This window comes from Methylobacterium sp. WL7 (assembly GCF_008040085.1).
In the GTDB taxonomy this organism is placed as follows: Bacteria; Pseudomonadota; Alphaproteobacteria; order Rhizobiales; family Beijerinckiaceae; genus Methylobacterium; species Methylobacterium mesophilicum.
Genome location: NZ_VRVG01000175.1, coordinates 1 through 8,210, shown reverse-complemented (window position 1 = coordinate 8,210; position 8,210 = coordinate 1). Strand labels below are relative to the sequence as shown.

The window sequence follows — 8,210 nt, the reverse complement described above, 5'->3', positions numbered from 1 at the left end:
CCCTCGATGCCGGCGATCCGCCAAGCCATCCTGGATCACCTCAGTCAGCCACCACCGCGGCGATGCCCGCACTGTGACGCCGTTCTCAATCTGCCACCCTGAAGTCAAAATGCCAAAGTAGTGCTAGGGTCTGGACTCGATCAGCACCAGAACGCGATGACGGCGGCGAGAGCGAGGGCTGAGGCGTAGTTACGGGCGAGCTTGTCGTATCGTGTGGCGATGCGGCGGAAATCCTTGAGGCGGTTGAAGGTCGCCTCGATCCGCCAGCGTTCGCGGTAGCGGCGCTTGTCGTGGCGGATCCTCTTCTTCCGACCGCGCTTGCCCGGGATGATCGGCGTGATGCCCTTCGCGCGCAGGTCAGCGCGCAGCCAATCGGCGTCGTAACCCTTGTCGGCGGCCAAGCGGTGGATCCGGCCGGGCGTGTCGGCCAGCACGGCTGGAGCTGTGGTGACATCGCTGGCGTTGCCGGGCGTCAGCAGGAGGACGCCGGGCCGGCCGAGGACGTCGGTGAGGGCGTGGATCTTGGTCGTCTGGCCGCCGCGCGACGGGCCGATGGCTTGCGCACGCGCCCCCCTTTACCGCCGTGGGCCGAACGGTGCGCCCGCACGTAGGTGCTGTCGATGGCCGTCGCCTCGCCCGACCATCCGGCTTGGGCCATCGCCGCCAGCATGGCCTTCCAGAAGCCGCGCCGTGACCACCTGTTGAAGCGGTTGTAGACGGTGGTGCGCGGGCCGTACGCGGCCGGGCAGTCGCGCCAGCGGCAGCCGGAGGTGAGCACGTGCAGGATGCCGGAGATGATCTGCCGGTCGTCCTTGCGCGCCGGTCCGGGTTGATCCTTCGGCATGAACGGTTCGATCACCGCCCACTGCGCATCCGAGAGCCAGAACAGCTCCGCCATCGCCGCCTCCGTGCTGCACGCGGCGGCCCTGAATCACAAAATCACAGAGCTCGCAAGAGCTTGGTGCGGTTCACACCCTAGAGCTGGCTCTCCGCATCGGGACCGTCGCCGCACATCGCGGCCGAGCGGCAGCCGGCGCCTTCCGGGCTGCCGTCCCGAGCCATCGATCTCACGGCCGATCCCGTCATGCTGACCAACCCCGCCACCAAATACCGTCCGTTCGTCTCCCCGATCGATGTATCGGACCGCACTTGGCCGTCGAAGCGCCTCGCGACCGCGCCGCGTTGGCTGTCGACCGATCTGCGCGACGGCAACCAGGCGCTGGCCGACCCGATGGATGTGGCCCGCAAGCTGCGCTTCTACGACATGCTGCTCGGCATCGGCTTCAAGGAGATCGAGGTCGCCTTTCCGTCGGCCTCGCAGACCGACTTCGATTTCGTCCGGATGCTGATCGACGGGGACCGCATCCCCGAGGACGTGACGATCCAGGTGCTGACGCAGGCGCGGGCCGACCTGATCGCCCGCACCTTCGCGTCGCTGGACGGCGCCCGCCAAGCGATCGTGCATCTCTACAACGCGACGGCGCCGCTGTTCCGGCGGGTCGTGTTCGGCATGGAGCGGCACGAGATCGTCGCCCTCGCCGTGTCCGGCGTGACCGCGATGCTGGAGGAGAGCGTGAAGCGGCCCGGCACGCGCTGGACCTTCGAGTACTCGCCGGAAACCTTCTGCTTCACGGAGCCGGATTTCGCCCTCGAGATCTGCGAGCGCGTGCTCGATGTCTGGCAGCCGACGCCGGAGCGCCCGGCGATCCTCAACCTGCCGACGACGGTCGAGGTGGCGATGCCGAACGTCTATGCCGACCAGATCGAGTGGTTCTGCCGCAACATCTCCCGGCGGGACGCCGTGATCATCAGCGTGCATCCGCACAACGATCGCGGCACCGCCGTGGCCTCGGCCGAGCAGGCGCTGCTGGCCGGCGCCGACCGGGTCGAGGGCTGCCTGTTCGGCAACGGCGAGCGCACCGGCAATGTCGACCTCGTGACGCTCGCCCTGAACCTGTACACGCAGGGGATCGACCCCAGGCTGCGCTTCCCGGCGATCCGCGAAGTCGTCAACACCGTCACGTATTGCAACGGCCTGCCGGTGCATCCGCGCCACCCCTATGCGGGCGAACTGGTCCACACCGCCTTCTCGGGCTCGCATCAGGATGCGATCCGGAAGGGGTTCGCCGCCCATGCGCGTCGCAACGACGGCGTCTGGGAGATGCTCTACCTGCCGATCGACCCCGCCGATCTCGGCGAGAGCTACGAGGCCGTGATCCGGGTCAACAGCCAGTCCGGCAAGGGCGGCGTCGCCTGGGTGATCGAGCAGGATCTGGGGCTGAAGCTGCCCCGGGCCTTGCAGTTCGACCTGAGCCGGCGCGTGCAGGTCCTGGCCGATCGGACCAGCCGGGAACTATCGGCCACCGACATCGCGAGAGCCTTCAAGCAAGCCTATCACGTCGACGACACGACGATCTTCGCGCTGGTCGACGACGGGGGCGGCCTGCGCCGACAGGCGGGTTCCGAGCGGATCTTCACCGGCCGGATTCGCCATCGCGGGCAGGACGTCTCGGTGTCCGGGCGTGGCAACGGCCTGATCTCGGCTCTGCTCGCCGCCCTGGACGACGCATTCGGGATCGCCCTCTCGGTGGTGGATTATTCGGAGCATGCGCTCCGGCGCGGGTCGGATGCCCAGGCGGCCGCCTATCTCGAATGCAACCTCGCCGACGGCAGCCCGGTGTTCGGTGTGGGGATCGACAGCGACGTGGCGACCGCGACCGTGAAAGCCGTGTTGAGTGCAGCGAGTGGGGCCGCATCGCTCGGCCGATAGGGCTGCGCCGTCATCGCGCGCATCTCAGGCCGGGGCCGAGGAGGGAAATTCCGGTCTGACGGGCTCGTCAGGAACCCAAAAGCATCACCCCGCCATGGCGGGTAGCGCGATCGCACAATTTTTCTGACCTTACGCCAAAGACTTTTTCAGCAGCACGTCCGGCTCATAATGCGGTAACATGATCTAACGGACCTGCAATTACTGCAATGCCGCAAATCTTTGATGCGGCGCAACAGTGCTGACGGTCAGAAATTTGGTCGACCGTGCGCCGGAAGCCTGAAGGCTGCGCACGAACGGCCGGCAACAGACCTGGGGACGGATGGCTGCAGGGCCGTCCGGACATCCGGGCCGGAGGGAGGATCGTGGGCTTCATGAGGAAGAACAAGGTCATCACGGCGGACGAGGCGATCGCGCTGATCCGCGTGAACGACGTCGTGACCACCACGGGCTTCGTCCAGAGCTGCATCCCGGAGGCGCTGCACGCCGCGCTGGAGAAGCGCTTCGTCGAGACCGGCTCGCCCCGGGGCCTGACCCTGATCATGACCGCGGGCGCGGGCGACAGCAAAGGCCTCGGCACCGGGCGCCTGCACCATGACGGCCTGCTCTCGCGGGTCATCGCCGCCAATTTCGGCCGGATGCCCAAGGTCGCGCAGGCCGCGCAGAACAACCTGATCCGCGGCTACAACCTGCCCCAGGGGGTGATCTCGCAGCTCTACCGGGCCTGCGCCGCGGGCCAACCCGGCCTGTTCTCGAAGGTCGGCCTGCAGACCTACGTCGACCCCCGCCACGGCGGCGCCAAGGTCAACACCCTGACCACGGAGGACATCGTCAAGCTGGTCGAGGTCGATGGCGAGGAGTGGCTGTTCTACACCGCCACCAAGATCGACGTGGCCTTCATCCGCGCCACCTCGGCCGATCCGTCGGGCAACCTCTCCTACGAGAAGGAGGCGTTGACGCTGGATTGCCTGGCTCAGGCCATGGCGGCGCGCAACAACGGCGGCATCGTCATCGCCCAGGTCGAACGGATCGTCGAGGACGGCTACCTGCTGCCCAAGGACGTGCGCGTGCCCGGCATCCTGGTCGACTGCGTGGTGGTGGCCGAGCCCGAGATGCACCGCATGAACTACGGCGTCATGCACGATGCCGCGCTCGCCGGGGAGATCCGCGTGCCGGTCACCGGCATCAAGCGGATGCCGCTCAACGAGCGCAAGATCATCGCCCGCCGGGCCGCCTTCGAGCTTCCGCCGAACGGCGTCGTCAATCTCGGGGTCGGCGCGCCGGAGGGCATCTCGTCGGTGGCCAACGAGGAGAAGATCACCCCCTACATCACCCTGACCACCGAGGCCGGGGCGGTCGGCGGGGTGCTGGCCTCGGGCTCGAGCTTCGGGGCTGCCACCAACGCCGACTGCATCATCGACCAGAACCAGATGTTCGACTTCTACGACGGCGGCGGCCTCGACATGACCTGCCTCGGCATGGCCGAGTGCGACGAGGCCGGGAACGTCAACACCTCGAAGTTCGGCGGCAAGCTCAACGGCTGTGGCGGCTTCATCAACATCTCGCAGAACGCCCGCACGGTGGTATTCGCCGGCACCTTCACGGCGGGCGGGCTGGAGATCGCCGTGGACGATGGCGTCGTGCGGATCGTCAGCGAGGGCCGGGCGCGCAAGTTCGTCACCCGGGTCCAGCAGAACACCTTCTCGGGCCCCTACGCGGTGGAACGCTCGCAGCCGGTCCTCTACGTCACCGAGCGCTGCGTGTTCCAGCTGACCGCCGACGGCCTGGAGCTGATCGAGGTCGCGCCCGGCATCGACATCGAGCGCGACATCCTCGCCCACATGGATTTCAAGCCGGTGGTGCGCAATCCTGTGCTCATGGACCCGCGCATCTTCCGCGACGAACCGATGGAGTTGCTTTCCGACCTGCTCAACCTCGATCTGTCCTCGCGCATCAGCTACGACGGCGAGCGCAACATCCTCTTCATCAACCTGGAAGGCTGGTACTGCCGGGTGAAGAGCGACATGGACGAGCTCCGGATGAGCATCGTCGGGGCCTGCCGCAAGGCCGGCCAGCGGGTCAACGCCGTGATCAACCACGACGGCTTCCGTCTCAACGAGAATCTGATCGACGACTATGCCGGGATGATCCAGTATCTCCAGGCGAACTACTACGCGACCACGACCCGCTACGTCACGAGCGCGTTCCTGCGCCTGAAGATGGAGGAGGCGCTGACCCGGCGCGGCGTCGCCCCCCACGTGTTCGAGCGCAAGGAAGAGGCCCAGGCCTTCCTGGGCACCACCGACGCGAAGGCACGCAAGCGGATCTCACCGGCGGTCGCCTCGGCGGCGTAGACGGATTAGTACCCCCGCCCGGCATCGACGCCCTGCGGCGGCTGACCGGTGCTGCGGTATTCCCGCAGGTTGGCCGCCACCGTGGTGGCCGCCGAGTCCATGTCGGTGGGGCCGGAGATGTGCGGCAGCACGGTCACGCCCAGATGGGTCCAGAGCGGGGATCCGGCCGGCAGAGGCTCGGTGTCGAATACGTCGAGCACCGCGTGCGACAGGTGACCGGAATCGAGGGCGGCGATCAGGTCGTCGGTCACCACGATCGGACCACGGGCGAAGTTGATCAGCGCCGCCCCGGGCTTGAGCGCCGCGAGCCGCGCCGCGTTCACCAGGCCGCGCGTCTCCGGCGTCAGCGGCACCAGGCAGACGAGGATGTCGCAGCCGCCGAGCATCGCCCCGAGGCCGTCCGCACCGTGGAACGTGGCGATGCCCGGGACGGTCTTCGGCGTCCGGCCCCAGCCGGTGACGAGGAACCCCGCGCCGACGAGCCGCCCGGCCGCCGCGGTGCCGAGCTCACCGAGGCCGAGCAGGCCGACAACCGTGTCGGCGGGCTTGCGGTAGGGATGCGGGCGCCAGACCCGCTCGCGCTGCTGGCGCGCGTAGGCGGGCATGTCGCGCTGGAGATAGTGGGACCAGGCCAGCACCGCCTCCGCCATGGCCCGGGCCATCTCGCGATCCACCAACCGGACGATCGGGAGCGGCCGGTCGAAGGCACCGACGAGCTTCTCCACGCCGGCCCACAGGCTCTGCACCCAGACTAGGCCCGGCAAGGCGGCGATCTCCGCGGGATCGGGGTTGGCCACGATGGCGACCCGCGCGGCCGCACGCTCGGCCTCCACCATCAGCCGGAACGGAACCAGCCGCTCACCCGGCATCGCGGCCGACAGGACCTGCAGGTACTCCGCCTCCTGGTCGGGCCCCTTGCAGCCGACCAGCGCGACAACCTCCGCCATATCCGAACTCCGTCCACGCTGCGGCTCATGCCCGATCCGGCCAATGCAGCCGCTGTGCCTGGCCGGATCGCGATCGCCAAGCCCGGCGGCGCCTTGCTTTCAGCGGGCCTCGATCAGCGCCGGGTAGACCAGGCGGACGCTGCGGCGGTCCTCGGGGATCGCGGTCGCGATGCGCTTGCGCAGGCTGCCGGTGGTGATCGGCACCGCGACCTCGGTGGGCCGCAACCGCCACCGCTCGGCCGCCGCCATCTGGACCCGCGGCTTCGGCCGCTCGAGATGGCGGTCCGCGCCCTCCGTGGGCACGGTGGCGAGCCCGGCCAGGGTCACGACGGCGAGCAGGCCGTAACGGGACCGGCGCAAGGGCCGGGAGTGAGGCGACGGAGCGAACATGACAGGGAACCCGCGTGGACACGCCAGCTGTGCCCATCACGCGTGAAGACGGGATCGAACCGAATCGATTCCCAACCTGTTCCCAACACCTGCGTCGAGTCGCGGTAAACACCGGGTCTTGAGGCACGGTAAACAGACCCATCGGGAGGACGCGCGAGCATGGCGAGCAAGGTTGAGGGGGGCGCCGGGACACCCGAGCGCGCGGAGATCGGACGCGTCATCGACACCGACATCTCCGCGCGCCTGGACCGGCTGCCATGGGGTCGCTTCCACGTGCTGGTCATCGTGGCGCTCGGCATCACCTGGGTCCTCGACGGGCTCGAGGTCACGCTGGCCGGATCCCTGGTGGGCGCCCTGCGCCAGCCGCCGATGTCGTTCTCGGAGTTCGACGTCGGCCTGGCAGCCTCCTGCTACCTCATCGGTGCCGTGACCGGCGCGCTCGGCTTCGGCTGGCTGACCGACCGGATCGGCCGCAAGAAGCTGTTCTTCATCACCCTGGCCCTCTACCTGGTCGCCACCGCGGCCACGGGGCTGTCCTGGAACGTCGCCAGCTTCTGCGTCTTCCGCTTCTTCACCGGCGCGGGCATCGGCGGCGAGTACACGGCGATCAACTCGACCATCCAGGAACTGGTCCCGGCCCGGGTCCGCGGCTGGACCAACCTGGTCATCAACGGCTCGTTCTGGATCGGCGCCGCGCTCGGCTCGTTCATGTCGATCGTGCTGCTGCGGCCCGAGGTGATCGATCCGGCCTGGGGCTGGCGCGTCGCCTTCTTCACCGGCGGCGCCATCGGCCTGGTGATCCTGCTGCTGCGCACTTGGATCCCCGAGAGCCCGCGCTGGCTCGCCACCCACGGCTACGCGGCGGAAGCAGACCGGGTCGTCACCGGGATCGAGAAGCGCTTCACCGACGAGGGCGTCACCCTGCCGCCGGTGGACGAGAGCAAGCGCATGAAGGTCCGGACCCGCGACCACACCCCCCTGTCGGAGGTGTTCCGGGCCCTGTTCGTCACGAACCGGCTGGCCACGATGGTCGGCCTCGCCCTGATGGTCGCGCAGGCGTTCTTCTACAACGCGCTGTTCTTCACCTACGCCCTGGTGCTGGAGCGGTTCTACGGCGTGCCGGGCAACAGCGTCGGCTGGTACCTGTTGCCCTTCGCGCTCGGCTCGTTCCTCGGCCCGCTGCTCCTCGGGCGGCTGTTCGACACGATCGGCCGGCGCCAGATGATCGCGTTCACCTACGGCATCTCGGCGGTGCTGCTGGTGGCCGTGGGCCTGCTGTTCCGGCTCGACGTGGTCGGTCCGGTGGGACAGACCGCGGCCTGGATGGTGGTGTTCTTCTTCGCGTCCGCCGCGGCGAGTTCGGCCTACCTGACCGTCTCCGAGACCTTCCCGCTGGAGATCCGGGCGCTGGCCATCGCGGCCTTCTACGCGGTCGGCACCGGCATCGGCGGCGTCTCGGGCCCGTTGCTGTTCGGCAGCCTGGTCGAGACCGGCTCCCGCGACTGGGTGCTGTTCGGCTACGGGATCGGCGCCGCGCTGATGCTGATCGCCGCGGTCGTCGGCGGCGTCTGGGGTACGGCCGCGGAGGGCAAGTCGCTGGAGGACGTCTCGAAGCCGGTCTCGGCGGATGGGAGGTGGACGGGAGACCGCGGATGCGTGGGCGCCTGTGACGGGCAACTCGATATAGCCGTTGTTCATCAAGCCTTCCCGCAGGCTCTTCGCATCGACCTGGAAATCGTCACGGCCCAGCCC

6 protein-coding genes are annotated in these 8,210 nt (G+C 68.5%); 3 read left to right on the top strand and 3 right to left on the bottom strand.

All coding sequences use genetic code 11. The annotated features are described in order from the left end of the window. Window positions 1-140: 140 nt before the first annotated feature. Window positions 141-898, bottom strand: a protein-coding gene (locus FV233_RS26720; protein WP_147853221.1) for an IS5 family transposase whose coding sequence is annotated in 2 segments (ribosomal slippage) — window positions 141-568 and window positions 568-898 — 759 coding nt in all. Because the reading frame shifts where the segments join, the coding sequence is not laid out codon by codon here. 186 nt (window positions 899-1,084) lie between these two features. On the opposite strand from FV233_RS26720, the gene leuA reads away from it, so the two are divergent. Together leuA and FV233_RS26710 are read left to right on the top strand one after the other, a co-directional pair. Further along, window positions 1,085-2,770 carry a 2-isopropylmalate synthase gene (gene leuA, locus FV233_RS26715; RefSeq protein ID WP_147899314.1) on the top strand — a complete coding sequence of 562 codons (1,686 nt, stop codon included), beginning with the start codon at window positions 1,085-1,087 and terminating at the stop codon, window positions 2,768-2,770. A gap of 371 nt (window positions 2,771-3,141) precedes the next feature. Continuing rightward, window positions 3,142-5,121, top strand: a complete 1,980-nt coding sequence (locus tag FV233_RS26710; protein ID WP_147855070.1) for a malonate decarboxylase subunit alpha — start codon at window positions 3,142-3,144, stop codon at window positions 5,119-5,121. 5 nt (window positions 5,122-5,126) lie between these two features. Here FV233_RS26710 and FV233_RS26705 read toward each other — a convergent pair whose 3' ends face one another. Then, entirely contained in the window at window positions 5,127-6,068 is a 942-nt protein-coding gene (locus FV233_RS26705; RefSeq protein ID WP_147855069.1) for a glyoxylate/hydroxypyruvate reductase A, read from the bottom strand. Between the two features lie 99 nt (window positions 6,069-6,167). After that, on the bottom strand, window positions 6,168-6,458 hold the full coding sequence (locus FV233_RS26700) for a hypothetical protein (RefSeq protein ID WP_246690100.1): 291 nt from the start codon (window positions 6,456-6,458) through the stop codon (window positions 6,168-6,170). Between the two features lie 159 nt (window positions 6,459-6,617). On the opposite strand from FV233_RS26700, the gene FV233_RS26695 reads away from it, so the two are divergent. After that, the coding region (locus tag FV233_RS26695) for an MFS transporter (RefSeq protein ID WP_246690099.1) at window positions 6,618-8,210 on the top strand (1,593 nt) is incomplete at its 3' end.